The sequence below is a fragment of the Pseudoalteromonas sp. CH_XMU1449-3 genome, from assembly GCF_037027245.1.
Taxonomy (GTDB): Bacteria; Pseudomonadota; Gammaproteobacteria; order Enterobacterales; family Alteromonadaceae; genus Pseudoalteromonas; species Pseudoalteromonas shioyasakiensis.
The window spans coordinates 42,769-69,360 of the sequence record NZ_JAYMDY010000011.1 but is presented as its reverse complement, the minus strand read 5'-3'; the positions used below and the strand labels follow the sequence as shown (position 1 = coordinate 69,360).

The window sequence follows — 26,592 nt, the reverse complement described above, 5'->3', positions numbered from 1 at the left end:
ATACACTTTTTTATGAATTCATTTGTTTTTCCGGCCAGCCCCCGAAGGTGCTTGATGACAACTCCAAGGCTTATGAACAGAGTTATCTTTGATGTTCTGATCAACAAATTTATAGTAACTTTCTTTAGTATGTGTCCACCAATCATCATGAACATCTGCGCCATACTTACGGATTACCTCCTCAATCCCATCAAGGCTTACGTTTGCGGCATCATAGGCAAGGTGTATTTCACCTTCTTTGATGTTGTAACTAACTTCATCTATACCAAAAAGCTGATCTATTTCTTTTACTAACTCGTCACAGCTTTCTTCTGTGACATTGCTAAGCTTTAGATTTCGAACAACTAAATTTTGCTCTCTAACGCCAACTCTATGATCTAAATCGCTCATAATTTTTCTCCTAATGTTTGTGTGAATGCTGTTGATTGCTATCTTTCATTTCTTCCATTTTCCGGTTCATCTGCGGCATCATGTTCTCCATCATTTCTAAATGATGTTCAGTCATCTTGATTTGTTGATGCATTGGCATTTCTTCCATATTTTTGTGCATGGATTGCATCATCTTCATCATTGAACGGTGATGTTCAACCATCATCTGCTGTTGCTTGTCAGGATCTTTTTCAGTTTTAATGGCATGGACTTCCTTTTTCATTTCCATCATTTTTTTATGCATTTCTCCCATGTTCTCATGTGGTATTGTCATGCCTTGATGCATATCAGCTTTGTTCGCACCTTCATGTTTATGCTCATTGTTTTGGGCAAATGAGCTAGTGGTTATCAGTAGTGAACTAATAAATAAAATTGATTTAGTTAACGTTTTCATGATTTTTACCTTCTACACTTTTATTAAAACTTGGGATCCAACTTGGTGTCGATTCCATATACCTGTGGTACTCCGAACCAAATTCAGCAATCGCCTGTGCTTCTTCGCGTTTCGCTAGCTTGACGTAAACAACGACTAAGATCGGAAACATCGCAAGTGTTGGGATTGTCGGCCACTGCAATAAAAAGCCGAACATGATTAGAATGAAAGCTACATACTGTGGGTGGCGACACCTTGCATACCATCCAGTTGTAGCCAATTGATGATGCTTTTGCGCGTGATGCAATACATTCCATGCTGAAGACAACATAAAGAAACCTGCAACAATAAACACCATACTCACTATATGAAATGGGTCCCAATGGGCATCACCTTGAAATCCAAAGAAAGTATGTAATAAATGCCCATTCTCATGCGCAAAGAAATTTACTTCTGGATAGGTCTCCGTCAGCCACCCCGACAGAAAATAGATAGTTAAAGGAAAGCCATACATTTCAGTAAATAGGGCAACAATAAAGGCGGAGAACGCTCCAAGGCTTCGCCAATCAGTAGATGTTTTTGGTTTGACAAAACTAAAGGCAAAAAAGATAAAAATTGCTGAGTTCAGTATCACCATTGACCATAAGCCATAATCATATGTCTCATTCATCACTGTTCTCCTTTTTATGTGATTCCTTACGTCCTTCTTCTAAACCTTGTATGTAGCCGTCACGATAGGCAGCATTTTTATCCGTGAGTTCTTGAAAGCTCTCTTCCTTTTTCTCATCAGGCGCATGTGAATGATCGTGGCCATGTTTGCCATGACTGCCATGCATAAATACGTGCATCAACGGGCATAGCAATAAAATCAAATAAGGAAGAAATTGCAGTACATGCTGTCCATGTTCAAAGATTAAAAAATAGGTGGCTGCGGCAATAAGCACCAATGCAGCCCAACCCGTGGGTGTTGACCAAAATTTAGGGTGCTCATTTTTCATATTGGCCTCCTATTGACCTTAAATTTTCCGCTGAAGCTTCAGACTTAGAATTTATCCAGAAGAGATTATCCACAGGGGAGATACTAACTAGTCCTTCTCCTTCAACGTTGGTATACGCTGCATCAAGCAAAACTTTAGCAACATGTTCTGCATCATCAAAAGCAACATAAATTGTCATAACTATATGTGCTGATAAGTGATTTCTGTTGTAAGTATCAGCATATGCACCTCTGCCCGTTGCTTTATGAATGGTAAAGCCTTTATAGCCATGTGAAAGTAGTGCCTCTTCTACTCGTGTTAACACCATTTCATCGAAAATGGCGGTCACTTTTTTCATCCTCCTAAACAACCTTTAAGACACCGCGATACATTTGCATCTGACAATGAAACTCATGCTCTCCCGGTGATAAGTTCAATAAGGTAATTTGAGTAATTTCATTTAATTTAAGCTGCTCGCTTACCTCCAATGATGGAATAAGCATTGTTTCAGCGCAGGGTGATTGATCTTTGCGCATAAACTTCAGAGTGACAGGTTGACTAGCAGACACTTGGATTGAGGATGGTGAATACACGCCATCCCTCACTTCAATGAGTACTTCATTACCTTGAACAATTGTTTTATTGGGTTTGTATAGCCAAAACCACCAAACAATCAGTGCGATTAACACTAAGCCTAATAAGTTAATTAACATCATCGTGTTTCTCCTTAATGCTCTTTTGCTTTAAACAAGCGAAGTCGATTTGCATTTGACACTACAGTCAATGACGAAAACGCCATTGCAGCACCTGCAATTACAGGGCTAAGCAGAATGCCAAAGAAGGGATATAGAACCCCCGCAGCAAAAGGAATCCCGGCTACGTTATAGACAAACGCGCCAAACAAGTTTTGTTTTATATTTCGTAAAGTAGCTTTGCTTACCGCTATGGCATCAGCTAGGCCATGAAGTGAACCACGCATTAGGGTAATGTCAGCACTTTCGATAGCTACATCAGTCCCTGTGCCTATGGCGAAGCCAACATCGGCTAACGCTAGCGCAGGAGCATCGTTGATGCCATCTCCTGTCATACCAACAATTTCGCCGCCTTCTTGTAGCTCTTTCACCTTGTTGGCTTTATCTTCTGGCAGCACTTCAGCAAGAAACTCACTAATACCCGCTTTTTTGGCAACAGCAGCAGCGGTTTCCTTGTTATCACCCGTTAACATGATGACGCGTATACCATTAGCCTGAAGTCGTTTGATAGCAGAGATTGAGTCTGACTTGATAGGATCTGCAACAGCAATGATTGCTGCAAGTTCACCATCTACAGCAAAGTACATAGGTGTTTTGGCTTCTTTGGCTAAAGACTGCGCTTGTTCAACAAAGCCTGTGAGGTCTATGCCTTTTAACTTCATTAGTTTATCGTTTCCGAAAAGCAGGGCTTTATTGTTGCAGTTTGCTTCTACACCAAAACCCGTAATGGCGTTAAACGCTTCAATTTTTAGTAACTCAATATCCTTATCTAACGCACTTTCAACAATCGCTTGCGCTAAAGGGTGCTCTGAGCCGCTCTCTAAACTTGCAGCAAGCTGTAGTACGTCTTTTTCGTCCGTAGCTTTTGCTAAAACAATATCGGTTACCTTAGGTGCCCCTTCAGTAATAGTGCCCGTTTTATCTAAAATCATGGCAGTGATTTTAGAGGCGGTTTGCAGTGCTTCACCGTTGCGAATTAGCACGCCTGCTTCTGCGGCCTTTCCTACTCCGACCATGACAGACATGGGCGTTGCCAAGCCCAAAGCACATGGGCAGGCAATAATGAGTACAGTAGTTGCTGATACGATGGCAAAAGCAATTGCTGGCTCAGGTCCAAAGTTAAGCCATGCTAGCGCACTTAACACAGAGATGATCATGACAACAGGAACGAAAAAAGCTGAAATAACATCAGCCAAGCGGCCAATCGGCGGTTTAGAATTTTGTGCTCGTTTCACCATATTGATGATTTGCGCAAGCGCCGTGTCTTTTCCAACACGTGTGGCTTTAAACATAATCATGCCTGATTTGTTCAAAGTACCAGCGACAACCTCATCTTCTTCGGCTTTTTCAACAGGCATAGGCTCGCCTGTCAGCATGGACTCATCAATAGAGGTGTGCCCTTCCAATACCACACCATCGACGGGAATTTTTTCGCCCGGTTTTACCTTTACAATATCGTTAAGTAAAACCTGCTCAATACCAATCTGAACTTCTTTGCTATCACGAACTACGGTTGCCGTTTTGGCCTGCAAGCCGATAAGACGCTTAATGGCCTCAGAGGTTTTACCTCTGGCTTTTATTTCTAATGCCAGACCTAAATCAATTAAGCCAATGATCATGGCGGTAGCTTCAAAATAAACATGCCGTGCCATTAATGGAACGGCGTCAGGTGCAAACACGACAACCATCGAATACACCCAAGCTGTACCTGTTCCTAAAGCTATTAAAGTGTCCATATTAGCGGAGTGGTTTTTAAAGCTTTTCCAAGCGCCAACATAAAAATGCTTACCTGAAAAATACATAACACCAAAAGTTAAAATGCCTACAACCAGCCAAGACATGCGTTCAAGGTTTGTTTCAACCGTCATTTCTCCAACCACAATGCTGTAGATCATCAAAGGAACACCGAGTGAAAGGGCAATAAACGTATCGCGCATTAGTTTTTTATAATATGCCCAATCAGCCGCTTCTTTCTCGTCAAGCGCATCTGCTGCCGAGCTATCATCAATTGGCTTCGCGTTATACCCCACAGACTCAACAGCTTTGATCAATTCTTCTGTCTTAGCTGTCCCAGAAACTGTTACAGTCCTATCAGCAAAATTCATTTCCGCACTGACTACACCAAGAGTTGCCTTTAACGCCCCTTCAATTTTGCCTACACAGCTAGCACACCCAGCTCCTTCAATGATGAGCTGTTGGTTATGTGATACTTTCTCCAACGTATTCTCCTTACTTTTACACGAAGAGGATTGAGCTTTTGCCTGACAGCAACAGCCTGATTCGGTTTCTATATTTGTATTAGTAGTCACCATTTTTCCTCCTATGCCTTTTCAATTTGCTCAAAGTTTTCGATGAGATGACAAACCATGTTTGCAGTCGGCGCTTTGTCTTCCATTTCTTCCCATTGAGAAAGAGCTGAAGACATTTTTCCTCGAAGTGCCAACATTGCTTGAAACTGTTTTTCTGTTTCTTCAAGCCTCTCTTTGATCAGGCTTCTGACTAATGGGCACGCACTTTTACCATCTTCAGATTCATTAAGAATTTGCTTGATATCTGCAACAGAAAAACCAAGGTTTCTGGCACTTAAAATGAATTTAAGTCTCGATACTTCTTTATTCGAGTATGACTTGTAGCCGTTCACTGACTTAGCAGGTTTTAACAATCCCAATCGCGAGTAATAGCGCACCGTATCAGCAGTCGTTCCAAGGCTTTTTGCCAGCTCTGCAACTTTCATGTTCACTCCTTAGTTCTTCACCTAAGTTTGTAATCTCACCTACAGCTTAGACCTGTGTCTAAGACACAGGTCAAGTGATTATTCGTGATTAATAATGCAAAAGCTAAAAACTAATTTTTGGTAAAAAGAGGAATCTCGGCCAAAATCGACAGTATTAATTACTGTAAATGGCAATAACTTGAGCATTTTCATAATGCCTTTCCAAATATCGTACTAATCGTTCAAAACAATTGATTATTTAAATCAATGAATAAGTCATTCTATTTTTGATGGGAGTGGCGAAAAAAAGACGCACTGATCCTGTGATTAGCCAATAATTGGTGGACGATAAAGTAAGAGATGGATACCAGATTTTGGTAGGGGTGTACGCTGTAGAATTAGCTCAGAATGAATATTGCAAATACCTTCGTCTTGCGCTTCCACAAGATAGGCATTTAAATGAAAGCTTGTACAAAAACCGCCTTCACAACAAACACAATCACCAGCTTTACATTTTTCACAGTCTTCATCACCATGACGGTTTTTAGAATCTTGCGAATTTTCAGTGTGATAGTGACTATTGTCAATCATTGATTGATGATGCATATTTTTGCTTGGTTGTATAATATGCGTGTCGGATGAGCCATTATGATGCTCTTCACAATTCATTGGTTTAGCAATAGCAAAGCCATGCTGCGTAAGCAACACAGTTATTATTACTATTTTAAACCACCTGAAAAGTCCAAACATTATCATTCCTTCTTTAGCACCTACAATATTAGCCACTTTATAAAAATAATTTTATGATCTTGATCAACCTTTGAACTAAAACCTAAACTTTTTACTTTTTACTTTTTACTTTTTACTTTTTACTTTTTACTTTTTACTTTTTACTTTTTACTTTTTACTTTTTTAAACAGCTTAAACTTCACAAGTATAAAAGGGGTGTCTAATTTATACTCATGAGATTGAAGCCAAGCATGAGCACCATTAAAAGAAATAAAAACCCTACGCTCATAATTAGGTATTGAGTAAGGGATCATTTTTCCAATTGTTCAGCTTTAAGCGCTGTACTTTGCAACAATCGGTTCTATCCCGGGCACATCCAATTCCCGTTCATCAAAAGTGATAAAATGGCCTATTGTAGGTCTTTCAATGGCGATGTTTTTTGCCTTGACTCTTTAACCTTAACCATTCGCCAACTTTACTTCTTAGCTGATATTCCACCTTGATAGGTATACACCAGACTGGCACCGACTGAAAACAAGAAGTAGCTTACTATTACTGCTCTTAGTTCTTTCCAAAAAAACTATTAGCTAGGCCTTTCCTAACATAACTAAAATGGTTTAAATCCCAAAAAACGAAAGCTACCATCAATATAGTTGCGGTAGCTCTCATCAAGTCAATATAGTATTTCTTCACATCAGAGCCAGAACTTGATACCTGCAACAAAAGCAGTATCACGAGTACTTTGCCCATTTAACTTCGCAAAGTCGGCTGTATTACCAAATTTATTTGTCCACTCAACGCCAACATAGGGAGCAAACTGGCGGGTAAACTCATAACGAACCCGAAAACCAATAGCACTGCTAGACAAGCCACTACCAAGGTTATTTTGGACGTCATCCTTACCGTAAAGCGTCAACTCTGCTCGTGGTTGAACAATTAACTTTTGAGTAAGTAATAGCTCATACTCAGCTTCGATCGAAAATGCACTATTACCTTGCTCTCCTAAATACGCAGTCATATCAATTTCAAACCAGTAGGGGGCTAGACCTTGTAAACCAAAAGCTAGCCATTTGCGGTTTTCACCTTCGTTATTGTAATCAAGTCGAATACCGACTTGTGTATCCCAATAAGCAGATATTGCGTGGCCCCATAGAAAATCTGTTTGGTTCTCCTCTAAATTACCTTCGCTAAAATCTCCTTCAGTTTTGATGACTAATCTATCAAAAGTAGTGCCATACCATGCCTGAAAGTCAAAAACACCTGCGTTTGTTTGCTCATTATATTCAAGACGATCCCCTAGTAGCGCGTAAAATGAATGCTCATCTGCCAAAGTCAGTCGTTTGTCGCTATTGAGTGCATAAGGACCTTCAGTCAATGTTGTACCTGCGGCATAAGCATGAGGGTCTCTAGCATCTTTAGGTGCATCTCCACCTTGTGCTTGCATTTTAGAATCACCCATCTCAGTCATCTCATCTTTTGCAGATACAGATACACTTATAAGGGGCAAACCTATTAATAATAGTTTTAACGTATTGGTTAGTATTAATTTTCTCATGATACAACTACCTCTCTAAACATACCTGCATCCATGTGGAATAATAAATGGCAATGCCATGCCCAGCGACCTACGTCATGAGGTGTTGTTAAAAAACTAATTCTTTGCGCTGGTTGTACAGGGATAGTATGGCGACGAACCTGTACATCACCTTTTTCATTCTCCAAATCGCTCCACATACCATGCAGGTGCATTGGATGTGTCATCATTGTATCGTTTTGTAAAATAACTCTTAAACGTTGATTATGCTTCATGTGAACTGGCGTGCTTTTTCCAAATTCCAAGCCATCAAATGACCAGCTATAACGCTCCATGTTTCCAGTTAAATGTAATTCAATTTCAGCCTCAGGCTCTTGCTGGCTTGTAATTCCCTCAAGAGAATGTAAATCTGCAAGTGTTAAAACACGGCGTCCATTTTTACGTAAACCTATACCGGGATCATCAAGGTTTGTTCTAGGCATATCAACACGCATATCAACAGAAGCTCCATACTCTGTTTTTGCATGACGCACTTTAGTGCTAGCAACAGCTAATGGGTTTTTAGTCATTCCATGTTTACTATGATCCATTGCCATCGCTCCATGACCCATTGCACTATGATCCATTTTATTAGAATTCATGCCCCACATACCTGCCGTATCAGCCATTGTAGAATGCACACTATCATGGGTCATATTGCCCATCATATCTGTCATCGTTAACCACTCAACGGGGTCTAAAGAAGGTACTGGTGCATCAACGTTAGGTGCCATTGATAAAGTACCTTTAGCATAACCTGAGCGATCCATGCTTTGTGCAAAAATCGTATATGCGTCATTTTTTGGCTCGACAAGTACATCATAAGTTTCACCGGGACCAAATCTAAATTCATCTACTGTCACAGGTTCAACATTTTGTCCATCAGCTTGTACAACTGTTAACTTCAGCTCAGGTATTCTTACATCAAAAAACGTATTGCTAGAACCGTTAATAAATCTAAGCCTAACCTTTTCGCCAGCTTTAAACATTCCACGCCAATTTGTCAAAGGCGCACAACCATTCATTAAAAAAGTCATTGCAGATGCTGATAAGTCTGCAAGATCTGTAGGGTTCATTCTCATTTTATTCCACATTTCCCGGCGTTGTAGCGCATTTGAAACGCTGCTATTTGAAATGTCATCAAAAAACTCTGGAACAGTAGGTTGATTAAAGTTAAATACATCGCTCTGTACTTTTAACTTGCGAAACAAATCCATTGGGTCATCATCAGTCCAATCAGACAATTGGATGACATGCTCATTGTCAGCACTAATAATATCCTTTTCTCTTGGCTCAATAATTAATGCGCCGTACATACCTGTCATTTCTTGAAAACCACTGTGTGAGTGATACCAATATGTGCCGCTTTGTTGCAGCTTAAATTTATAAACAAAGGTTTCACCCGGCATTATACCTTTAAAGCTAATACCCGGTACGCCATCCATTTGATACGGAAGAATGATCCCATGCCAATGAATTGAACTCGGCACTGATAATTTATTCGTTACCCTGATAGTAACGTCATCACCTTCTCTGAGGCGCAAGGTAGGAGCTGGTATTGAGCCATTGATTGTTGTAGCCATTCTTACAACACCTGTGAAGTTTACTGGTGACTCATCTATCACCAGATCTATGACTTCCCCACTTAGTTCGGGCGCAGTACCTGTTGAAGTTCCAGCAAGCAAAGATGAAGCTGCATGAAGAACACTTGGAAAAGCAGCTAATACACCGCCAGCAGCTAATCCTTGTACAAAGCGTCTACGTGGCGTAGAAACTTGATGTAATGGATTGTTATTTCTCATTTTACTCTCCGTTGTTTGAACAATAAATTAATGTGACCAATGAATGTGCTTAATCTTCCATTCACCATTTTGTTTTTCCAGCACCATCGTTTCCATGCCTTGATAATCGCGTTCAACACCTTTATGAGTACCTGTAGTTTGACTGCGCGACGCAGAGATAGCGGTATTTCCAAGTATCGTCACTTGATGTTCAAGTGTGTCGCTCTTCATCGCTGCTAAATACTTCATATCCGACAACATATGATGATGAGCATATTCATCAGCGCTCCTTTCAACGCGGCCTCCCTCGAAAATGGTGACATCATCCGCTAACTGCGCTCTAGCCTGTTTTTGATTGCCAGTTTCAAGTGCTTGATGAAATGCCAAAACAACTTTTGCGGCTGGGGTATCTATACCTTTAAACAAACCTTTGTCTTTGTTCTTATCACCATGAGCGTTTGCTGCGAAACTAAACGTCATTAATAAAACGAGTAATATATTTATTGTTTTCATTTTCATTCTCTCTTTTAGGTTTTAATTTGCAGGGCCAACAACACTAGTAAGCCCAGCCGTTACAGATAAAATGGCAAAAGCTACTACCATTTCTATCGAGATAGATTTAGATAAAGCCTCTCTGCCTTGACTATTTTTAAGTTGTGGAACGAGTATTAGTTTATGTTTAGCAGCAAGTGCCAAAATAGACACTACAAGGGCCAATTTAAACAACAGTGTTTGTCCGTAACTTGAGCTTATTAGTGCATCAAGACTTCCGACCAATTGAATCACGAGCCAGAGGCCTGCTACCAACAATAGGCTCAATGTAAAACTTGCTTGTTTGCCAAAGCTTTCCATCAGCAAATGAAGTTCTGCATAACTTAGCTGATGGCAAGCCTGTTTTAGTGGCAATAACGCCCCAAACCACCATGCCATAACGAGCACATGCAAAATAAGCAAGCCTTTTTCAATTGTGCCTAACTCAGAAATATGACCCAGTAACGTGAATGAGTATGCAAGGATTAATAAACTCAACATTAAAGCGCTTTGTTTTAAGTACGAGTTCACAGCGAGTTTGAACCTTAAAGCTAAAGCGATTATTGCGGTAACTAGCCCAAGCGCTCGAAGCAAAGCTCCAGTGCCGACAGAGGAGTCCCACATAATAGCCAATATATCAGCGTCTATCGCCCCCTGAATTCCCTCTTCTGCCATTGCACCAGTACTGGCAAAGAACCAAGTAATATTAGCGATCAAAGCCATAACTATATAAGTTCTTGTCCACGTTAAATTCGCTATTACAGCATTACTATGAGATTCATTATGCTCAAAAATTTGTCTGAAAAATGTATAGCCGGCAATACAGGCAAAGCCGACGTAAAATACAATTTTTGACAGTACAATGACTGTATTCCAGATATACATTTCCATATCAATCACACAGCCTTACTAATGAACCATAAAGCCGAAGCTATCTTTCATTTTATGTCCATCTTTACCTAAATAGGTCACATCAACGATATAGTTTGTTGGAGCTAATTTAGGTAGTTCCCATGAAAACTCTCTGGAAGCTTCTTTTGATGGTTTAAAGTCAAATTTAATATTTTCACCTTTTTTATTTTTCAACGTAACTTTAACTACACGTACCTCTTTGCTAAATCCCAATGTCAATTTTTCTGGAGTATTCATTAGCATTGCATTATCAGCAGGCACGCTTTTTTCAAGATGCACATGTGCAAATACTGCACTACTAAAAACAACACTGATTATGGTTAAAAGTTTAATTAATGTTTTCATATATACCTCTATTTATTTAATGGATTAACGACTAAATTTATCTTTGAAAATTTGATTACTTGGAATCCCAGCATCTGTAATTATTTTTTCCACTTCACTCATCATTGCTTCTGGACCGCACAAGTAAAACTCAGCCAAATGCAGTTCTGCTTTTTGGTTCATATACGGCAGAAGTACTTTTTGAACATAGCCTGAGTGCCCTTGCCATTCTTCTGAAGGATTAGAAAGAGTAGGAATATAAGAGAAGTTTTTATGCTTCTCACTCAGTGACTTCAATTCATTATGGTATAGCAAGTCATCTTCAGTTCGCGCACCATAGATAAGAGTCAAACCACTTTTATCTTTATGCTTTTTCAACTGTTCAAAAATAATAGACCTCAGTGGTGCAAGTCCTGAACCCGCACCTATAAACACGCGACTAACTTTTTTATTTGAAGTGGCATAAAAATCAGAAAAAGGGCCTCTTGCAGTTATCGTTTCACCTACTTGGAGTGAACCTAAATAACTTGAACCTATTCCTGCTTTAAAACCATTCTTTGCGGTCTGCCAACGGATATTAAACATTAACTCATCAGACTCCTCGTCAAAGTTAACTAATGAGTAGTGGCGAGTTACACCGTTATGAGAAAATTTTCCATGATAGTAGCTATCCCAGTATTTTTCATAGCACTCTGGCATATCATCTGGACGTAAGCTATTCATCCCTGCTGGCACATCAAATTGCATATATGCACCAGCTTTAAATGCCAACTGTTTGCCTGATTTCAGCTTAAATTTCACTTCCTTGATAAAAGGAGTAATGAAATTAGTCGCAACCACAACTAGCTCATGATTTTCAATATTGCGATCAGTATTAACTTCAATCGAACTAATTTCAGAGAACCTATGCTGACATCCAAGCCGATAACCTTCCTTAAGTTGCTCCTGAGATAAATGTTCCTGTTCAGATAGTGTGATAGGTAATTTAGTTGAACTTAAGAACACGCATTTGCCACAAGTACCGCCACCACCGCAACCTGAAGGAAGGTATACATGTGAACTAGCTAGCCCTTCTAATACAGTTGAGCGACCAACTGCTGAGATGTCAGTAATAGTATTTTCATTGGAAAACGTCACTGCCACTTTTTGCCTGTTAGTGCCCCAACCTAGCTTCAGTAAACCACTTCTATACTGTTGTATCAGCCAAGTAACACCAGTAATTGAAAGGAATAGCGTTGCAAAAGCAAATGCAATGATCAACCAATGGTTAAATCCTCCAGAATTGCCATAGTCCATAAAGTGAAGCTTCATCATCAGATCTTTCAATCTGAAATCATCATTGGCATGGCGAAGTACTTGACCTGTAATACTATCTAAATAAATAGTTGTATTGTTCTCATCCTCAACGGCAACTTGCCACATAGGATTTTGCTGCCTTACGTGATCAGAAAACGGAGGTTGAGATAACACTGGAGTAGTTAACTTACCCTGTCCTGAGTAGGAGTTTTTTGCCAAAGTTAGTACTTGTTCTTCAGACAAATTAAATGGCTTTCCTGTTACAGCATCAAATAGCTTTGAGTGGCGTTCTTGATAGCTATGCTGCCCCTTATCGAACACAAAATGATAGTAAGGCTGATGTAAAACCCATATAAGGTTTACTTCCTGCGGAGCATTACTAGTAATGTCTTTAATAGGGAATAGGTCAAAGCCTGTAATGCTACCTTCATGATGAGAATGAACTCTAAGTTCATTACCACTGGCTTTACTGTGATCCATCAAATTGAAGTAAAGGCCCGTTCCCAACCAAATAAGCAGTTGTAAACCAACAAATAAAGAAAGCCACTTGTGTATCGTTGTATTTAACTTAAATAGTCGCATCAAATGACTCCCTTTTTATTTGGGGAAAGCACTCGGTAATAAGTCAATACTGCGCCAGTAATTGCTCCCATTAGACCTAGAGTTGCGACCAAGAACAAAAACCAGTTAGATACGTTTTCTCCATCATAGTAATCCATAATGTGGAACCGCCACATCCAATCAAACAATCGCCAGTAATCATGACGCTTGGCAACAAGTGATCCTGTTTGTTGACTTATATAAAATGTCGGTGTGGAGAATTGCTCAAACGTCACTCTCCAAACAGGTAAATGCCTTGGGGACAACTCAGCAGGCAAGTTTGTCGCTGACTTAATCAACCTTATGCTGTCGATTTGATGATTCAGCGCATAATGGTATTGTGCGATTTCTTTAGCCTTGGTTTCATCTACAAGGGCCTGAACAGCTCCAGTTTTAGCATCTATTGCTACTTTTCCATTTTCTCCATTAATAAAAGAATACAAAGGGCGGCCCATACTTTGAGTAAGTGTAACTTGGCTAGCTTTAGGATAATCCGCAGCTAGCTTTACAATGGAGTAATCCATACTTGCTAAATCTATTTTGGGTTCCTCACTCTTAGCCAAGGTTTCGCCGTGTATATAGTGAATATCCATAGTCACCATATACACGCCTGTAATAGACCAGAAGAGGAATTGTATTCCGACAAATGCCATTAGCCATTTGTGATATTTTCTAGCCGTGCTAAGCATTATTCTCAGGCTCCACGTTAGAAAGCTCTTTGTTAAAGGCATTTACTTCAGGCTTTTTAATGATTGAGTAAATTGCAGGGAGTACAATAAGCGTGAGCAGCACAGCACTTGTCATTCCGCCTACCATAGGAGCAGCAATGCGGCTCATGACCTCAGAACCTGTACCAGTACCATATAAAATAGGCATTAAACCTATAATGATTGTAGCTACCGTCATCATTACTGGACGAACTCGTAAGCCAGCACCGTGCAATAATGCATCTTGATATGCATCATCTGAGATGAGTTCTGCTCGCTCCACCGCTTTTTCCTTAAGCTCAGCAAGTGCTTGATTAAGATAAACCAGCATTATCACGCCAATCTCAACCGCAACACCAGCTAGAGCGATAAAGCCCACACCAACAGCTACTGAGAAATTAAACCCTTCTAGATACATCAACCATAAGCCACCGATCATTGCCATCGGCAAGGTAACGATAATGATAGCCACTTCACTAAACGCTCTGAAATTCAGGTAAAGCAGAATAACAATAATGGCGAGTGTTAAAGGCAATACATAGGTGAGCTTTTCTTTCGCTCTTTCCATATATTCGTATTGTCCGGCCCAAGTAATTGAATAGCCTGCTGGTAATGTCAGGTTATTTGCTAAGTGTTCTTTAGCATTTTCAACATAAGTACCTACATCAACGCTATCAATATCAATGAAAGTCCAACCATTGATTCTGGCATTCTCACTTTTAATACCCGGTGGGCCATTCTCTATTCGAATATCAGCAACATCACCTAGTGCAATGCGTTGACCACTTGGTGTTACAACAGGTAATCGTGCTAGCTGCTCAGGAGAATCTCGATAATCTTGCGGATAGCGCAGATTAACAGGGTAACGCTCTTGACCTTCTATCGTTTGTGTCACATTCATACCGCCAATCGCAGTAGAAACTACTTGTTGGACATCTTCGATATTTAACCCAAAGCGACTTGATTTATCTCGTGAAATATCAACCTTGATATATCGTCCACCTGCAACTCGTTCAGAGTAAACTGACGCTGTGCCTGTCACTTCTGGCAAGAGTTGTTCTATTTGTTGGCCGATATCCTGAATTACATCAAGTTCTGGTCCGGCGACTTTAATACCGACAGGCGTTTTTATACCTGTAGCTAACATGTCAATGCGGGTCTTGATTGGCATGACCCAAGCATTGGTTAAGCCCGGAAATTTAACCAACTTATCAAACTCAGCTTTTAACGACTCAGTTGTCACGCCTTCTCGCCACTCCTCCCGTGGCTTCAATTGAATAAAGGTTTCAATCATGGTTAGAGGCGCAGGGTCAGTTGCGGTTTCAGCTCGTCCTACTTTACCGAATACATTTTCAACTTCTGGCACAGTGCGAATAAGCTTGTCCGTTTGCTGCAATAACTCTCTTGCTTTACCGATTGAAATGCCGGGATATGTAGTAGGCATATACATAAGGTCGCCTTCATCCAATGGCGGAATGAATTCACTACCAATTTTATCGACAGGCCAAAAACCAACGATAGTCACTAATACTGCTGCGACTATTGTCGATTTTGGAAACTTCATGACTTGCTTTAAAACAGGCATGTAGATAGCAATCAATAATCGGTTTAACGGGTTTTTCTTTTCAGAGACGACTTTGCCTCGAATAAAGTAGCCCATCAAAACAGGCACCAATGTTATTGCCAAGCCTGCTGATGCAGCCATTGCATAGGTTTTTGTATAGGCGAGCGGTGAAAACATTCTTCCTTCTTGCGCTTCTAAGATAAACACAGGTAAGAATGAGACAGTTATGATCAGCAAGCTAAAAAATAATGCAGGGCCTACCTCACTCGCAGCCTTAGCTACAATTTGCCAACGGTTTTCATCTGTTAGTGGTGTTTTCTCCATATGTTTATGCATATTTTCAATCATCACTATTGCACCATCAGTCATCGCACCAATAGCAATAGCGATACCGCCTAAAGACATAATATTGGCATTGATGCCTTGCATATACATGATGATGAATGACACCAATATACCTAATGGTAGAGTAACAACTGCCACAATTGATGAGCGAAGATGAAATAGGAAAGCAACACAGACAATAGCCACGACTGCAAGCTCCTCTAGCAACTTGCTCCAAAGGTTATCAACAGCACGATCTATTAACTTCGATCTGTCATAGACAGGGACAACCTCCACCCCCTCTGGTAAAGAAGATTTGAGCGACTCAAGCTTTTCTTTTACCCCATTTATGGTTTGTTGAGCGTTTTCACCAAAGCGCATAACGACAACGCCACCAACAACTTCGCCTTCGCCATTAAGTTCTGCGATACCACGGCGCATTTGAGGACCAAGGTTAACGTTGGCAACATCACCAATACGCAACGGCGTGCCTTGTTCGTTAATACCAAGTGGAATTTTCTCTATATCACTAACTGATTGAATATACCCCGTTGCGGTAACCATATATTCAGCTTCAGCCATTTCCACAACGGATGCGCCAGTTTCTTTGTTCCCTTTTTGTAAGGCTATTTGTATTAAACTTAGAGGAATATCGTAAGCTCTCAATTTGTCAGGATCTACTTGCACTTGATACTGCTTAACCATACCACCAACGGCGGCAACTTCGGACACGCCCGGAACAGTTTGTAGTTCATACTTTAAGAACCAGTCTTGAATGCTTCTTAATTGGCTTAGATCATGGTTTCCAGACTTATCTGTTAAAGCGTAAATGTATACCCAACCCACACCTGTTGCATCAGGTCCTAATTGAGGTTTTGCCGAATCAGGCAGGCTTGATGCTACTTGGCTTAAGTATTCAAGTACTCTGCTTCTAGCCCAATACAAATCAGTATCATCATCAAAAATAATGTAGACGTAGGAATCACCAAAGAATGAGTAACCACGAACAGTTTGCGCCCCCGGCACTGATAACATCGCTGTAGTAAGAGGAAATGTCACTTGATCCTGCACAACTTGTGGTGCCTGTCCCGGATAACTCGTCTTAATTATCACCTGCACATCAGAAAGATCTGGGAGTGCATCTACTGGCGTTTTTTGTAATGAATACAAACCACCAAACGCGATAATTAAGGTAATCAACAAAACAAAGAAACGATTGCCGATAGACCACCTAATAATTGATTCAATCATTATTTTTCTCCCACTTAATGATTCGAATGGTCAACAGCACTTTTTTGTTCATGCTCGTGTTGATCATCAGATTCAAGGGAAATTTCAGTTATCACTAAGTCATCTCTTACCTCAAAGGTGAAAGTGAGATTATCACCGACATTGAAATCAACCATTTCTATATTGTCCGCGACGATAAAATCCATCGTCGCAGCAGGCCTATCCCATTTATCTATTGGGCCTCTACTAATATTTAGAATCCGTGTATCAATATCAATCGCATTAATTAAACCTGATACTGTTGCTGATGATACTTCTTCACTCATATCAGCAGGCTCACTCATGATATGAATTCCAGTAACTTCATATCCACCGTCTTCGGTTTTGCTCACTTCAAAGTGCAAAGATTGACCAGACTTCAGTGAATCAATATCTACCTTTGCACCCACATCGAAGTCCATTGTCATTTCAGGCCAATCCCAAGCCTCAGCAGGCCCATGAGTAATATTAACCATACGATGTCCCGCCATGACGCTGTTGATTTCGCCTTCCATCCAAACAGAGCTAGGCACTTCGTCATGAGTCATTCGTTTAAAATCAGAGTTTTTACTTGATTCAGAATCAATCAAGAATTGAGCAGATGTCACCACAACATCATCTTCATTAAGACCCTCTAAGATTTCGATACTATCGATATCAACCCGGCCAATTGTCACTTCGATAGACTTAAATTGCCCATCCCCCAAGGCAAGTACAACTCTGTCTTGTTTACCTGTGCGAATGACGGCTTCTTTAGGTACGAGTATCGTGCTATCAGCTTGATTAGCGTGAATAGAGACTTGTGCAAACATGTTTGGTTTTAATTGATAGTCTGGGTTGTCAAACTTCAGTCTCACTCTGAGTGTGCGTGTTTTACTATTCAATGTTGGATAAACATAATCAACGACACCAGCCCAGTCCTCACCGGGTAAATAGTCAAGTGTGATTGATACAGGCAGTCCTTCTTTAATTAAGGCTGCGTCACGTTCAAACACTTCTGCTTCAACCCAAACTTGCTCTAGTTGACCAATGCTTAATAAGGTGTTTCCCGGCTTGACATAAAAGCCTTCTCTAATCTTCAAACCGTCAACAACACCTGCTTGTGGTGAATAAAAGGTGATGGTTTGCTGAACTTTTCTAGTCTTTTCTAGCTTTTGAATGAAATCTGCTGAAAGCTGTAACGCTTTAAGGCGATCTTTCGCCGCCGAAATTAAGGAACTATTGTCGCGCTTTAAAGCTATTAAAAGTTCTTCTTGCGCGTTAACTAACTGAGGAGAATACAGTGTATAAAGAGGCTGCCCTTTCTCTACAGGGTTACCTGCCGCTTTGACATAGAGTTTTTCAATCCAACCATCAACACGTGGGTGGATATGAATTAGCTTATCTTCATCATATTGAACGTAACCAACCGTTGATATTTCAGTATGCATATTTTTCAGCTCAACAGGTGCAGTGCGAACCCCTAGGTTATTCACTACATGAGGCGCAATTTTTACTGCTCCGGGACCAAAATCATCACCAGATGATTCTTCCTCATACACAGGAATTAAATCCATCCCCATAGGCGACTTACCGGGCTTGTCCCGGCGGTAATTAGAATCCATCGGTGCAACCCAATACAGAGGCTTTTTCTCTGCTGATGTTGTTTCATCTCTATTACTGTTTGAACCTGCACCTTGATATAAGCTCAATACTCCTGCGCCTAGTGCAGCACCAATGATGATGGCAATAATTGTTTTAGTATTCGTTGACATTATTTTTCTCCAAATTGCTGATTGGATAAGTGCTGATTAGTTTTGTGTGAAGTTTGCATCGACTTATGTTCAGCATTTGAGTTAGATTGAGAACGCGCAAAGAAATAGTTGATACGAGCAACTGTTTTAAGTGCGTCAACATCAATTCTTAAGGCTGATATTCTGGCATTTAATTCTGCGATTCTTGCTCGAACAACTTCGGCAAAATCGCCATCATCATTTGTGTAAGCTGTCAATGACGCTTCTGCTTGGTCATGAGTTTGTTTAAGGAGTTGTTCTTGATAGATAGATTGCCTATCAGATAAACGCTTAAGCTGTCTAAGCTCCTTTTCCACCATACTGATCATTTGCTTTGTCAGTAATAGTTTCTCGGTTTTAATAGTCTCTGAATCTGCAATAGAAGCTGCAACTTGCTTATCTTGTCTGTTCTCGGTGAACAAGGGTAAATCAAACGTTACTCCAACAGAAAATAAATCAGCTCGGCTATCACCAGAGGGCATATTGTCACGATAGGCATAACTAGCATTAACACCCCATTGCGGCTCATATTGCTGTTTAGCTAACTCAACTGCTTTTTCTGAAGCTTTGCGTTTTATATCAATTGCAAGTATGGCTGGGTGATTCGAAAGCTCCTGAGCCAATAGATTTCTTGAGTAATTAGATGCTTTTAGGACTGTTGAATTGTTCAAATGAATTGTAGGCAACTTTTTAGAAACCCTAAACTCTAATGGTTGCGTATCAAAGTTGAATGATTCATTCAAGCCAGCAGCATCGTAGATATGAAGCCACTCATTAAGGCGAGCGATTGTTGTTTCTAGTTTCTGCTTTTGCGAAGTTAATCGGTCATCTAACTGCACGATTTCCAATTGAGCACGAATAACATCTTGTTGTCTGGTTTTACCAACAACATTTGAGTAGCTAGCTTTAGTAACTTCCGCCATCTGCTCAAAGAGCGCCCAATCCGCTTCAATCAATTTAATGGTTTGTTGGGCTAAGTAAGCATCTAACCATAACTGTGATACTTGGCTTATCAGTTTAGCCTTACGATCCTCTCGTAGCAGTGGAAATTTCGTTGACTCAATTTTTAATTGCTCTTGTTTAATCTTTAAACTATCACCTCTAGGAAACATTTGAGAAACACCAACCTTTAGTTGAGTCATTCCTTCCTGATCTAAGTCCCAAGTATCTGTTGGTAAATTCATTATCCCTAGTGATACTTTGGGGTCAGGCAAAGTACCTGAAGCGATACTTCTATTTTCAACCGCGCTTTGTTTTAACCGACTCCCATGAAGCCAAGGATCATTTTGCTGAGCCAAGGTGATAGCTTGTTCAAGTGACACTACTTTCTCAGCTTGAGCTGAGAATACAGACAAGCCGAGCATTAGCGAAGTTGAAAGTAGAGTAAGGCTTGAAACATTTAATCTCATTAGAATTGCTCCTCATAAGCCTTAACTTCTGCATATACTTTACTCGTTCCATCTTTAAATAAAATTAATACGTTATATGACATAAAGCGGTCGCCGACTTCCATACCCGGAGAGCCAACAGGCATTGCTGGGACAGATAATCCAATCGCATTGGGGTGCTCTTCTGACAAGAACTGCTGAATAAACTTAGCGGGTACATGGCCTTCAAAGGCAAATCCATTTCTACTCACTGCCGTGTGGCATGAACGGTAATTAGGTTTAATACCATACTTAGTTTTGATATTGCCGATGTTTCGGAAATCTTTGGAATGCGCAACGATCCCTTTGTCTTCAATATGAGTTATCCATTTTTTACAACACCCACAAGTAGGGGTTTTATAAACGATTAACTCCAAAGGTGTTACGTCGTTATTGTGTGCATGCTTATGTTCATTGGCGTTTGCAAACGCAGGTGAAAGCAGCATTACAACTGCTATTTTTAAATACTTATTGATCATTTTTGCCCCCAGACATCGCTGGAAAATAGCTATAGCGCTACGACGCTATATTGACTAACAGAAAAATTAATTACATGTGCGCGAAATTTAGACGCACTAATCCTGTATTAGGCAAAAATTGGTGGACGATAAAGGGAAGTGGAAATTGAATGAGGTTGTTTAGATTGCAGAGCAGCTACAGATTCACTCAATATTTGAATATCTGTCGAATCAATACTGGAATTTAGGACTGTCGTAGATGAGCAAGCATTTGCAGGACAAACACATTCAACGTCACAACAATCTTCTGATTGACCATTACTGCTTTTATTCATATCACCATGATCCATGTTCATGTTCATGTGTGATTCGTGAGAACCTGATGACATTTCGCACGGCATAGCAGAATACGCAAATGCTTGCCCTACAAAGGCAAACAGCATAAGCGTTATTACTAAGACTTTTGAAAATGCTTTAGACATAAAATTCTCATAAAAATATACATTGTCTATGCTAATACAAATTTTCGAATAAGTAAATTGATGTCATGTAAACATTTATGAATATTTGACTAACGTCAATTTTTTCAAAGAGGTAAGTGACAAATAATAATCTCATCAGACTTTTTATCTTCGTTATTCAATGGCTTTTATTTTGAGACTTAAGTTGCTCTCTCATTTCTAAAACTCGATCTACCGAATAAGCTCCCGCCCTCATAACAACCAGTTCAACAAACGAAATATCAATTAACTTATGGTCAGCATCAATCACATAACAACTCTCACTATGTGTGTATATTTCTAACTTATCCTCATCAGCAGATTTGCTAACAACCTTTGAAGTCACGATTTGCTGAAATGGCCGGAACCTGAATGTTTCATCTTCAATAACCACCCCTGATAAAAACTCGCCAAGAAATATTTTTTCAAATTCTTTATAGTCGTAAACAGATACTATGTAGGCATCCTTTAAATATATTCTATCCAACGTATTCCCTTACTAATAACTAGCCGGGAGCATATTTCGCAGCTCTAATAACTTATTAGGAGAATACATACACTCATGCATTAAATTAAACTCAAATGCATTTACATCAAACTCTTTTGGTACAGCATCTAAGATATAAAAGTCAACACCAAAGCACTTACTTTCTTGACCATTGATTTCCAGAACCTTTATCGTGAATAAAGCATCTCCTTCTTTACCATTTTCATTTTCGTCAGCAAATGTGCCGTAAAGCACCCGTTCAACTTTTTCCTCTGTATCAGATTGAATTGAGATAAGTTTTGCGTTGGTTAGTTTTACTCTAGGTCTCATGCTTGAACTCCTTTCATATCTTCTACAGAAAAAGGACGAAAGAAACTTAGATATTTAACCCCATCAACTTTAAGTAAATTGTTGTCAGCATCAAAATGTGACAGAACACTAGATTGATACAACGAAATGTATTTTTCATAATCGATGGTGTTAAAAAAATTGGTATCAACGCGCCTCGCATAAAAAACAAGATCTTGCTGATCGATACGAACAATGAACTTCTGATCGCCATCTAGATTTTTAACACGTAAACACAAATTAGGTTTGTGCCAATCAGATACAAAGGAAGGAATCAGAGGGAAGCCGTATACCAAATAGCGCATACCTTCGATTTTGAAGGTTGTTGGATTGAACTGAGCCTTATTTACTTTGCCGCTACTGAATAATTCAAGTGTCAACACCAGCCAGTGCACATGCTTAGAAAATGTATTTCCTTCAGAAATACAGCCTTCGAACTCACCATTATGGTTTACATGATTGATGTACATGTATTTTTTAATGTCATCCAAGGAAAGCTTTTCAACCGGAAACTTTGAAGCTATGAGCCTGAAATAACAACCATGAACTTTTAAATCTGCATATTGAACTATCAACGGATCATCAAAGGCATCAAAGTATGGTCGCCACTCTAAGCGGAAGTCTGCGCCTGTATTAACAATAAACTTGGCATCTTCAGGTAACCCTAAAACTTGGTATATCAATGAAACTAAATCTAAAGTTTCAATATCTACCAGCATCAGGCTTTCAATACGGTTTGCCATTGACTCAATTTCTTTATGAAGCGATTCAATAATTTCTTGATCATCGTGTTCGTTGATCATTAAATATTTCAGGGAATCGTGCTTTAGAATTGAATCCAGTTTTTTCTGTTCAAATGCTTCAGTGAGGCTATTATGGGTATCAGAAAAATGAGGGCAGTTATAAACACCTCTAGCCCACAGGCCTTGGGCGTAAAGATCAGGAAACTCTAATAACTCAGCAAACTCTTTTGCTTGTTTATTGAGTTTATTCTTTAATTGATAAAGTGAGATCATTTAGTTCTCCAAACAACTTTTTAATAAACAATGGCCTACCAACACATTGCTTTATTTATTGTTCAAATAACCAAATTTTTACGGATGCTCCGCTTCACTGTTCACGTTTTCAAGGCGAAAAACATGTGTAGGCGTAGGCTGTCCGTTCAGCCTTCTTATTATAATATCGCCAAAAAACAAAATGACAACTTACGTATTTGTACAACTTTAGGTAGATATTTTGAGTTTGAACTCTGAAAAGCTAAGCCCAAACAAGGATACGACCATCTCTTCATTTATATTGGAGCCGGGAAATTTTTTTTCAAAATTTCCAATAATGCTATCTAGGTGGCTAGCTAATATTTTTACTAAAAATATTTCCGAGTTTGGTGAGAGTGCAGACAGTGCTATCAATGGGTTATCAAAGGATTCAGCTTTTATTTTTACTAGTAAATCGCTGTAACTGTCACAGCCATATAGACAAATAGCTGCCCCTTCTTGGGCTTGTCCAAGGGGAATAGTTAATAATTTAGATAATCGTTTTGCCTGCCTTTTTATATTTACTAGCAGGTCTTCTTTATTAAAAGACATCAATACACCAAAAAACGGCAACGCTAGGCCACGCACCTATGTCACTCAGTTTTTATGTGAATATTTAATCTTTTAGTTCAGAGTAAATCCATTTCGTCCTGTTTTCGTGGGAACGGGCTTCTCTGAAAAGCCACTGCAAAAAGCAGTGGCCATTGTCGCAATATTATAAGGAAATGTGAATGGTAGTTTGATGCCTACATATTCTTTTCAGTGAATTCAGCCAAGCTACTACGCTCTACTTCATCAAAAATCAGCACTGATCCTTTTTCATAATGACGAAACACATTAACAGCCGCACTTGCACCAGAAGAAGCAGGTGTTACAAACTTATCGTCAATCTGGGCTAGGTTGCCCAATACGATTGTCCGACAATTTTTCCCACCACGGCTTAACATGCCCTTGATTTGCGCTCTAGTCATGTTTTGAGCTTCATCAATGATTAAAACAGCATCGTCTATTGAACGGCCACGAAAATAAGCCATGCTAGTAAATTCTATATTGGCTTTTTCAATCACATGCTCGACTGTAGCGTAGACATTTCCTTCATGATTATCATCCGAGTGCATCGAAATTAATGCGTCAGTAATACCTGCCAGAAGAGGCATTGATTTTTCAGTTAAATCCCCCGGTAAGAATCCCGGATCGTCGTCCATAAAGTCTCTGGAGCGCACCACAACGATTTTTTTGTACTTTTTCAACTCCAATACTTGATGCAGCGCCGAAGCAACTGCCAAAAAAGTTTTTCCGGAGCCAGCAGGACCAAGGATGATATTTAAATCATAGTAAGGGTCTGTTAATTGGCTTAAAGCTACCGACTGACGCTGATTTTTAGGCAAAATGCCCCATACTTTTTCTTGTTTACGAGGCAATAGCTTTGTGAATACCTCAGTATCTGTTACTTCTGAAATTCGCCCAATGTGTCCAGCTTCATCGTACCAATACATGTTTGGCTGAACTTCATCATTAAATAGACTTATTGGGAAAGTATAAACTTCTCCTGAAACCTTGAAGTCTTTGTCTGATTTAATTCGATCAAAAAGATCTCCTTTAAAGGCTTGTACCCCTGTGTATAAAAGATCAATATCTGATATTTGATTATCTACGGCAACGTCTTCTGCCATGACCCCTACGGTTCGAGCTTTCAAGCGCATATTAATGTCACGGCTAACAATTATTACGTCTTTATTGAGTTCTTTTTGAAGATATAAAGCATAATTAATTATTCTGTTATCAGCATCACTTCCTATCCCGTGCTTTAACTCCTTAGCCAGATCCAATTGAGTGTCAATTCCAATGAAAAGCTTTCCTCTCTGGGCTGTTTCGGTAGATGGTAAAGGAATACCTATTTCCATTTCCTCGGCTGTATGTCCATTTATAATGTCTTCAAGCATTCTAATGCACATACGGGCATCGGCACTTACCGATTTATTAGTTCTTTCTTTCAGGTTATCAAGCTCTTCAAGGACAGTTAGACAGATGTAAATATCATCTTTGTAGCTAAAAATAGATTTTGGATCATGTACTAATGCAGATGTGTCTAGTACACGAGGATTTCGATTATCAATAGAGCTTTTCATTACGCAGCCTCCCAAAAGATTGAATCGTTGCTAGGCTTTGTGTTGTACTTTTCTTGTAAATTACAAATTTTGAGTAAAGGTTTATTGTTGAGAGACTGCTCAGAGTAGCTAAGGTAATCAATTTTTTTGGAAATTCTTTTTACTTTTTCTACAGGCCAATAAAAACAAGGGGGTAAAAACTTTAAAATATCCCCAATTCGGGGTTGTAAAATAACAACCGCGTTTTGAATACTACGGCCACGCATAAAGTTTACTGATTTAAACTGTACGTTAGCTTTTTCCATAATGTAATTACGGCTCGAAATCGGATTCTCATCTCCTTTATGCAGCACTTCTAACGTATCGGTAATGGCAGCTAACCACGGCGCCATTTTCTCTTCTTCAGTGCCAGGTAAAAAGCCAATTGATTCAGCAATCTCTGGGGTATTACGAGTAACAATCACTTTATCGTAAATGCCTTTTTCAATAATCATTTCAAGGGCACTGGCAAGAGCAAGTAAGGTTTTACCACAGCCGGCAGGACCAGTTAAAATCACCAATTCAATACTTGGGTCAAGTAGCGCATCAAGTGCCATCCCTTGATAAACATTTTTTGGCTTAACACCCCAAGCGGTATGGCTCATCAAGCGCTCAACACTGATATCCTTTAAAGTAATTTGTTTATCATCGTAGCTTGTTACTCGAGCCGCAAAGTGGTCGCTTTCATCTAAAATATATTCATTACAGAACACATCGCTAATCGTGCTTTTTGCAACATGATGATAGGTATCTCGGCCTTGCTGCTCTGTTTCGCATTCTCCAACCTGTTGCCAAAAATCACCTTCAATTTTTTTATAGCCGCTAGTTAGCAAAGCAATGTCGTCAATTAATTGGTCAGTTCTGTAGTCTTCAACAAATTTAAGCCCTGCCCCTTTCGCTTTTAGGCGCATATTGATGTCTTTAATGACAAGCACCACTTTGCTATCGCTGTGTTGCTTCTGTAAATGAACAGCACAATTGATGATGCGGTGGTCGTTTTCGTTGCCCGGTAACCCCGAAATACTGTCTGCAAATAAATGGTCATTAACGATAATTAAGCGGCCACGAGATTCTGTTTTAGCCTTTTTGTTACTAGGGAGCGCGACACCCTGCAACATTTGCTCTGGCGAAGCGTCCTTTAACACTTCATCTAAACCACGAATAGCAACACGGGCGTCACGGCTAACGTCATGTTTCCTATCTTTAATGTGATCGAGCTCTTCTAATACTGTCATGGGGATAACAACATCATGTTCTTGGAAAGATAAATAAGCGAGGGGTTCGTGGAGTAACACATTGGTATCGAGCACATACATTTTACTATCAAGGTTCGAAGCTTTTTCCATAGCACTTTCCTTACGTTTTATGATTTTTATGCTATACCCAATAAACTAAACAAGCGGCGGATGAAGCTATGGTTTATTCGTCAGGTATATACTCAGTTTAGTCTATTTACGACAAAAGTCCTTTTTATGACAAACAAATATACAATTATTTAACTGGTTAAAATACATACAATTTTTACCATTAATAATGGCTTAAAAAGGTTGACTAAATTTAATTGT

27 protein-coding genes are annotated in these 26,592 nt (G+C 39.6%); all 27 read right to left on the bottom strand.

All coding sequences use genetic code 11. The features are described 5' to 3' along the window. Positions 1-18: 18 nt before the first annotated feature. The 27 genes from WA256_RS14345 to WA256_RS14215 all read right to left on the bottom strand — a co-directional run bounded on the left by WA256_RS14345 (position 19) and on the right by WA256_RS14215 (position 26,373). Positions 19-390, bottom strand: a complete 372-nt coding sequence (locus WA256_RS14345) for a hypothetical protein (RefSeq protein ID WP_019677951.1) — start codon at positions 388-390, stop codon at positions 19-21. Positions 391-400: 10 nt separating this feature from the next. After that, the gene (locus WA256_RS14340; RefSeq protein WP_062566152.1) at positions 401-823 is read right to left on the bottom strand and encodes a hypothetical protein; all 423 of its coding nucleotides are present in this window, start codon (positions 821-823) and stop codon (positions 401-403) included. Next, the gene (locus WA256_RS14335) at positions 807-1,472 is read right to left on the bottom strand and encodes a methyltransferase family protein (protein ID WP_193522136.1); all 666 of its coding nucleotides are present in this window, start codon (positions 1,470-1,472) and stop codon (positions 807-809) included. The genes WA256_RS14340 and WA256_RS14335 overlap by 17 nt, the downstream gene beginning before the upstream one ends. Beyond that, a complete protein-coding gene (locus WA256_RS14330; protein ID WP_063529849.1) occupies positions 1,465-1,800 on the bottom strand; it encodes a DUF2933 domain-containing protein in 336 nt (111 codons plus the stop codon). Before WA256_RS14330 ends, WA256_RS14335 begins: the two co-directional genes overlap by 8 nt. Then, complete coding sequence (locus WA256_RS14325) at positions 1,790-2,137, bottom strand: P-II family nitrogen regulator (RefSeq protein ID WP_138627004.1); 348 nt, start codon at positions 2,135-2,137, stop codon at positions 1,790-1,792. Before WA256_RS14325 ends, WA256_RS14330 begins: the two co-directional genes overlap by 11 nt. 4 nt (positions 2,138-2,141) lie before the next feature. Then, positions 2,142-2,495 (bottom strand): cupredoxin domain-containing protein, encoded by a 354-nt coding sequence (locus WA256_RS14320; protein WP_138627005.1) that lies wholly within the window; start codon positions 2,493-2,495, stop codon positions 2,142-2,144. 11 nt (positions 2,496-2,506) lie between these two features. Next, entirely contained in the window at positions 2,507-4,750 is a 2,244-nt protein-coding gene (locus WA256_RS14315) for a heavy metal translocating P-type ATPase (protein ID WP_193522135.1), read from the bottom strand. A 101-nt stretch (positions 4,751-4,851) separates the two neighbouring features. Beyond that, positions 4,852-5,265, bottom strand: coding sequence for a MerR family transcriptional regulator (locus tag WA256_RS14310; RefSeq protein WP_335992464.1), 414 nt, complete (start codon positions 5,263-5,265; stop codon positions 4,852-4,854). A 306-nt stretch (positions 5,266-5,571) separates the two neighbouring features. Continuing rightward, positions 5,572-5,994 (bottom strand): hypothetical protein, encoded by a 423-nt coding sequence (locus WA256_RS14305; RefSeq protein WP_004589264.1) that lies wholly within the window; start codon positions 5,992-5,994, stop codon positions 5,572-5,574. Positions 5,995-6,667: 673 nt separating this feature from the next. Then, a complete protein-coding gene (locus WA256_RS14300) occupies positions 6,668-7,528 on the bottom strand; it encodes a copper resistance protein B (protein ID WP_016708246.1) in 861 nt (286 codons plus the stop codon). Continuing rightward, positions 7,525-9,348: a copper resistance system multicopper oxidase gene (locus tag WA256_RS14295; RefSeq protein WP_193522133.1), complete on the bottom strand. Its 1,824-nt coding sequence runs from the start codon at positions 9,346-9,348 to the stop codon at positions 7,525-7,527. Before WA256_RS14295 ends, WA256_RS14300 begins: the two co-directional genes overlap by 4 nt. 27 nt (positions 9,349-9,375) lie before the next feature. After that, the gene (locus WA256_RS14290; RefSeq protein WP_008467847.1) at positions 9,376-9,846 is read right to left on the bottom strand and encodes a YybH family protein; all 471 of its coding nucleotides are present in this window, start codon (positions 9,844-9,846) and stop codon (positions 9,376-9,378) included. A 15-nt stretch (positions 9,847-9,861) separates the two neighbouring features. Continuing rightward, positions 9,862-10,749 carry a copper resistance D family protein gene (locus WA256_RS14285; RefSeq protein WP_045979603.1) on the bottom strand — a complete coding sequence of 296 codons (888 nt, stop codon included), beginning with the start codon at positions 10,747-10,749 and terminating at the stop codon, positions 9,862-9,864. A gap of 18 nt (positions 10,750-10,767) precedes the next feature. Beyond that, positions 10,768-11,115 carry a copper resistance CopC family protein gene (locus WA256_RS14280; protein ID WP_016708251.1) on the bottom strand — a complete coding sequence of 116 codons (348 nt, stop codon included), beginning with the start codon at positions 11,113-11,115 and terminating at the stop codon, positions 10,768-10,770. Positions 11,116-11,139: 24 nt separating this feature from the next. Beyond that, entirely contained in the window at positions 11,140-12,972 is a 1,833-nt protein-coding gene (locus WA256_RS14275) for a 2Fe-2S iron-sulfur cluster-binding protein (protein WP_045979604.1), read from the bottom strand. Continuing rightward, positions 12,972-13,583: a PepSY domain-containing protein gene (locus tag WA256_RS14270; RefSeq protein WP_240704499.1), complete on the bottom strand. Its 612-nt coding sequence runs from the start codon at positions 13,581-13,583 to the stop codon at positions 12,972-12,974. Before WA256_RS14270 ends, WA256_RS14275 begins: the two co-directional genes overlap by 1 nt. An 88-nt stretch (positions 13,584-13,671) precedes the next feature. Then, positions 13,672-16,836: an efflux RND transporter permease subunit gene (locus tag WA256_RS14265; RefSeq protein ID WP_135923579.1), complete on the bottom strand. Its 3,165-nt coding sequence runs from the start codon at positions 16,834-16,836 to the stop codon at positions 13,672-13,674. A 14-nt stretch (positions 16,837-16,850) separates the two neighbouring features. Further along, on the bottom strand, positions 16,851-18,608 hold the full coding sequence (locus WA256_RS14260) for an efflux RND transporter periplasmic adaptor subunit (RefSeq protein WP_135923578.1): 1,758 nt from the start codon (positions 18,606-18,608) through the stop codon (positions 16,851-16,853). Beyond that, positions 18,608-20,035, bottom strand: a complete 1,428-nt coding sequence (locus WA256_RS14255) for a TolC family protein (RefSeq protein ID WP_135923577.1) — start codon at positions 20,033-20,035, stop codon at positions 18,608-18,610. The genes WA256_RS14260 and WA256_RS14255 overlap by 1 nt, the downstream gene beginning before the upstream one ends. Then, the gene (locus tag WA256_RS14250; protein ID WP_016708256.1) at positions 20,035-20,532 is read right to left on the bottom strand and encodes a DUF411 domain-containing protein; all 498 of its coding nucleotides are present in this window, start codon (positions 20,530-20,532) and stop codon (positions 20,035-20,037) included. Before WA256_RS14250 ends, WA256_RS14255 begins: the two co-directional genes overlap by 1 nt. A 107-nt stretch (positions 20,533-20,639) precedes the next feature. Continuing rightward, positions 20,640-20,993 carry a hypothetical protein gene (locus tag WA256_RS14245; protein ID WP_335992453.1) on the bottom strand — a complete coding sequence of 118 codons (354 nt, stop codon included), beginning with the start codon at positions 20,991-20,993 and terminating at the stop codon, positions 20,640-20,642. A 157-nt stretch (positions 20,994-21,150) separates the two neighbouring features. Continuing rightward, entirely contained in the window at positions 21,151-21,498 is a 348-nt protein-coding gene (locus WA256_RS14240; protein ID WP_135923575.1) for a hypothetical protein, read from the bottom strand. A gap of 12 nt (positions 21,499-21,510) precedes the next feature. After that, on the bottom strand, positions 21,511-21,828 hold the full coding sequence (locus WA256_RS14235) for a hypothetical protein (RefSeq protein ID WP_135923574.1): 318 nt from the start codon (positions 21,826-21,828) through the stop codon (positions 21,511-21,513). Continuing rightward, on the bottom strand, positions 21,825-22,862 hold the full coding sequence (locus WA256_RS14230) for a hypothetical protein (RefSeq protein WP_135923573.1): 1,038 nt from the start codon (positions 22,860-22,862) through the stop codon (positions 21,825-21,827). Before WA256_RS14230 ends, WA256_RS14235 begins: the two co-directional genes overlap by 4 nt. Positions 22,863-23,069: 207 nt before the next feature. Next, complete coding sequence (locus tag WA256_RS14225) at positions 23,070-23,432, bottom strand: hypothetical protein (RefSeq protein ID WP_076920056.1); 363 nt, start codon at positions 23,430-23,432, stop codon at positions 23,070-23,072. A gap of 194 nt (positions 23,433-23,626) precedes the next feature. Further along, positions 23,627-25,009 carry a PhoH family protein gene (locus WA256_RS14220; protein WP_062566157.1) on the bottom strand — a complete coding sequence of 461 codons (1,383 nt, stop codon included), beginning with the start codon at positions 25,007-25,009 and terminating at the stop codon, positions 23,627-23,629. Further along, complete coding sequence (locus tag WA256_RS14215) at positions 25,009-26,373, bottom strand: PhoH family protein (RefSeq protein ID WP_335992448.1); 1,365 nt, start codon at positions 26,371-26,373, stop codon at positions 25,009-25,011. Before WA256_RS14215 ends, WA256_RS14220 begins: the two co-directional genes overlap by 1 nt. Positions 26,374-26,592 lie beyond the last annotated feature (219 nt).

What these genes read in the sequence shown, in the direction of transcription:
- WA256_RS14345 (WP_019677951.1), bottom strand. Translation starts at nt 390, where the DNA reads ATGAGCGATTTAGATCATAGAGTTGGCGTTAGAGAGCAAAATTTAGTT.
- WA256_RS14340 (WP_062566152.1), bottom strand. Translation starts at nt 823, where the DNA reads ATGAAAACGTTAACTAAATCAATTTTATTTATTAGTTCACTACTGATA.
- WA256_RS14335 (WP_193522136.1), bottom strand. Translation starts at nt 1,472, where the DNA reads ATGAATGAGACATATGATTATGGCTTATGGTCAATGGTGATACTGAAC.
- WA256_RS14330 (WP_063529849.1), bottom strand. Translation starts at nt 1,800, where the DNA reads ATGAAAAATGAGCACCCTAAATTTTGGTCAACACCCACGGGTTGGGCT.
- WA256_RS14325 (WP_138627004.1), bottom strand. Translation starts at nt 2,137, where the DNA reads ATGAAAAAAGTGACCGCCATTTTCGATGAAATGGTGTTAACACGAGTA.
- WA256_RS14320 (WP_138627005.1), bottom strand. Translation starts at nt 2,495, where the DNA reads ATGATGTTAATTAACTTATTAGGCTTAGTGTTAATCGCACTGATTGTT.
- WA256_RS14310 (WP_335992464.1), bottom strand. Translation starts at nt 5,265, where the DNA reads ATGAAAGTTGCAGAGCTGGCAAAAAGCCTTGGAACGACTGCTGATACG.
- WA256_RS14305 (WP_004589264.1), bottom strand. Translation starts at nt 5,994, where the DNA reads ATGTTTGGACTTTTCAGGTGGTTTAAAATAGTAATAATAACTGTGTTG.
- WA256_RS14300 (WP_016708246.1), bottom strand. Translation starts at nt 7,528, where the DNA reads ATGAGAAAATTAATACTAACCAATACGTTAAAACTATTATTAATAGGT.
- WA256_RS14295 (WP_193522133.1), bottom strand. Translation starts at nt 9,348, where the DNA reads ATGAGAAATAACAATCCATTACATCAAGTTTCTACGCCACGTAGACGC.
- WA256_RS14290 (WP_008467847.1), bottom strand. Translation starts at nt 9,846, where the DNA reads ATGAAAATGAAAACAATAAATATATTACTCGTTTTATTAATGACGTTT.
- WA256_RS14285 (WP_045979603.1), bottom strand. Translation starts at nt 10,749, where the DNA reads ATGGAAATGTATATCTGGAATACAGTCATTGTACTGTCAAAAATTGTA.
- WA256_RS14280 (WP_016708251.1), bottom strand. Translation starts at nt 11,115, where the DNA reads ATGAAAACATTAATTAAACTTTTAACCATAATCAGTGTTGTTTTTAGT.
- WA256_RS14275 (WP_045979604.1), bottom strand. Translation starts at nt 12,972, where the DNA reads ATGCGACTATTTAAGTTAAATACAACGATACACAAGTGGCTTTCTTTA.
- WA256_RS14270 (WP_240704499.1), bottom strand. Translation starts at nt 13,583, where the DNA reads ATGGATATTCACTATATACACGGCGAAACCTTGGCTAAGAGTGAGGAA.
- WA256_RS14265 (WP_135923579.1), bottom strand. Translation starts at nt 16,836, where the DNA reads ATGATTGAATCAATTATTAGGTGGTCTATCGGCAATCGTTTCTTTGTT.
- WA256_RS14260 (WP_135923578.1), bottom strand. Translation starts at nt 18,608, where the DNA reads ATGTCAACGAATACTAAAACAATTATTGCCATCATCATTGGTGCTGCA.
- WA256_RS14255 (WP_135923577.1), bottom strand. Translation starts at nt 20,035, where the DNA reads ATGAGATTAAATGTTTCAAGCCTTACTCTACTTTCAACTTCGCTAATG.
- WA256_RS14250 (WP_016708256.1), bottom strand. Translation starts at nt 20,532, where the DNA reads ATGATCAATAAGTATTTAAAAATAGCAGTTGTAATGCTGCTTTCACCT.
- WA256_RS14245 (WP_335992453.1), bottom strand. Translation starts at nt 20,993, where the DNA reads ATGTCTAAAGCATTTTCAAAAGTCTTAGTAATAACGCTTATGCTGTTT.
- WA256_RS14235 (WP_135923574.1), bottom strand. Translation starts at nt 21,828, where the DNA reads ATGAGACCTAGAGTAAAACTAACCAACGCAAAACTTATCTCAATTCAA.
- WA256_RS14230 (WP_135923573.1), bottom strand. Translation starts at nt 22,862, where the DNA reads ATGATCTCACTTTATCAATTAAAGAATAAACTCAATAAACAAGCAAAA.
- WA256_RS14225 (WP_076920056.1), bottom strand. Translation starts at nt 23,432, where the DNA reads ATGTCTTTTAATAAAGAAGACCTGCTAGTAAATATAAAAAGGCAGGCA.
- WA256_RS14220 (WP_062566157.1), bottom strand. Translation starts at nt 25,009, where the DNA reads ATGAAAAGCTCTATTGATAATCGAAATCCTCGTGTACTAGACACATCT.
- WA256_RS14215 (WP_335992448.1), bottom strand. Translation starts at nt 26,373, where the DNA reads ATGGAAAAAGCTTCGAACCTTGATAGTAAAATGTATGTGCTCGATACC.